Genomic DNA, 2,241 nt, shown 5'->3' with positions numbered 1-2,241 from the left:
GGGCCAGCGCCATCACGTAGTACACCACCGCCGCTGCCGGCAGCAGCCGCTCGCGCTGGCTGGCCTTGCCCGTCTCGGCGAGCACCTCGTCGATCAGCGGGCGCGGACACACCGCCGCAAGCACCCCGGCGCTGATCAGGTGCGCCGTGTCRACTCGAGCCGGTAGCGCCTTCCTTGTTCGTGCCATCGATTCCGTCCGTAGTGGAGACGGGACCGGATTGTCGCACAGAATTTACTATCTAAACAGTATTGACCCTAGGCCTCCCCTAGGCCCTTCACGCTCAGGCCGTTTCGAGCTCCCGAAAGCAGGCAAGCATCGCGGTTAGGCCCGGCGCCTCGACCGGCCCTTGCCGCCAGGCCGGCGCTTCGTGGTCCATCTGGGCGCAGAGGTCGTCCCACGCTTGCGCGAGCGCCGCCCATTCGGCCACGCCGGTCTCGGCGACGCGCTGCGCCAGCAAGGGCAGCGCGTGCCGCAGCGCTGGCACCTGTTCGATCAACAGCCGGCAGCGCCGGAACGCACTGCCATCGCGCGGCAGTTGCGGGGTGGGATGGCGATGATGGCGCGGCCGGACGCCGGTCAGCAGCACGAAAAGCGACAGGCTCGCCGGTCCCTGCTCGCCGACCGCCAGCCAGCGCAGCGATTTCGGATCCAGCCGCAGCGCGGCCCGGCCCAGTCGCGCGCGCATGCGCTCGATCGCCGCAGGGGTCTCGCGCAGCCGCAGCCGCGCCAGCGCCGCGGGGGTGCCGATGACCGCGGTTGCGTCCAGCATGCGCGCCAGACCGGCGTGCAGCAGTTCGGTGTCGTGGGCCTGCTTCATCAGGGCCAGGAACTCGGGCAGCGGCATGTGTCCATGCACGACCCGGCATCCCTCGCGCATCAGGATGCGATAGCCCGGCTCGCCGAAGGGGGGGATCGTCCGTGTGTCCACCCCACTCTATCGGCAGCCACGGCGCGCCTGAACAGGGGGCGCGCGAAAAAATCCTGCTTGCGCGGCTCGTGCAGAAGCCGCGCCACCATGCACGCCAAGGTCGTCCGCTATTCGTCGAGGTCGTCCGTACCGGATCGATCCGCAAGGCGGCCGAGCAGCTGCACGTGGTGCCGACGGCGGTCAACCGGCAGATCCTCAATCTGGAAGAGGAACTTGGAGCGCCGTTGTTCGAGCGCATCCACAACTCGCTCAGACTGACGCCGGTCGGGGAGATCGTGCTGGCCCACGCCCGCAACACCCTGCACGACTTCGACGCCGTGCGCCAGCGGATCGAGGAAGTGCGCGGCCTGCGCGAAGGCGAGGCCTCGCTGGCGACCGCGGCGGGCCTGGCGAGCGCCTTCCTGCCGGCGGTGACGCAGCGCTTGCGCGCCACCCATCCGGGCATCCGGCTGAGGCTGGTCGACCTGCGGATCGACGCCGTGCTGCGCAGCGTGCGCGACGGCGATGCCGACCTCGGCCTGGCCTACGACGTGCCCGACAGCGCCGGCTTTCGGACCCTGTTCACGAGCGGATGGCCGATCGGCGCGATCGCGCCGCCCGGCCATCCGCTGACCACGCAGGCGACCACGGTGCTTGCGGAATGCGTCGGCCACCCGCTGATCCTGCCCTCGGCGACGTTGTCGCTGCGGCCGATCCTCGATGGCGCATTCCGGCGCTCGGCGATCAGCGTCTCGCCGATCATCGAGACCACTTCRACCGCGCTGATGCGGCGGCTGGTGATGCAAGGCGTCGGCATCACGCTGCTCAACCGGCTCGACATCGACGAGGAGCACCGCGCCGGTTCGCTGGTCTTCGTGCCGCTGCGCGACGCCGGCCTGTCGCCTCAGACCCTCAAGCTCGTGGCGCGCGCCGGCCCCGAGCCCGATCCGGCGGCGCGACTGCTGGGGCAGCAAGTCATGCGCTGCCTCGACGATCTGCTGGCGCCCTGAGCGCCGCGCGGCCTGTCCACTTTTTGTGGACGACAGGATCGAATCAATGACCTTGCATGTGCACGCTCCCCCTGCCTAGGAGCGTGTCGGGCTTTCCCGCCTACCCCGAGTGGGCGGCGGCTTGGACAATCGCGCCAGTTTAAATAGACCTCCACTGCATGAGCCGCTTCATTGCCGTAGATCGAGACACCGCCTACTTGCTGCCGCCGTCGGTTGATGAATGGCTACCGCAGGATCACCTGGCCCGCTTTGTCGTGGAGGTGATCGACCAGTTGGACCTGAGTGAGCTGGTGCGGCAATACGCGGGACGCGGCAGCAATGCG

Annotated in this window: 2 protein-coding genes and 2 pseudogenes; 2 read left to right on the top strand and 2 right to left on the bottom strand. The window is 69.0% G+C overall.

Annotated elements, in window-relative coordinates; translation table 11 throughout:
• Both AC1DY5_RS52260 and AC1DY5_RS52255 read right to left on the bottom strand, forming a co-directional pair.
• Nucleotides 1-187, bottom strand: a 187-nt coding sequence (locus AC1DY5_RS52260) for a transposase domain-containing protein (protein WP_478122123.1), incomplete at its 3' end; no start/stop codon positions are given.
• Between the two features lie 94 nt (nt 188-281).
• Nucleotides 282-929 carry a hypothetical protein gene (locus tag AC1DY5_RS52255; protein ID WP_478122122.1) on the bottom strand — a complete coding sequence of 216 codons (648 nt, stop codon included), beginning with the start codon at nt 927-929 and terminating at the stop codon, nt 282-284.
• 87 nt (nt 930-1,016) lie between these two features.
• On the opposite strand from AC1DY5_RS52255, the pseudogene AC1DY5_RS52250 reads away from it, so the two are divergent.
• Nucleotides 1,017-1,918 (top strand): annotated as a pseudogene (locus AC1DY5_RS52250) (LysR substrate-binding domain-containing protein).
• Nucleotides 1,919-2,076: 158 nt separating this feature from the next.
• A pseudogene (locus tag AC1DY5_RS52245) lies at nt 2,077-2,241 on the top strand (IS5/IS1182 family transposase); the annotation flags it as partial.

The sequence above is a fragment of the Variovorax sp. P4_D9 genome (assembly GCF_056401695.1).
This window is presented reverse-complemented; position numbering and strand designations above follow the sequence as displayed.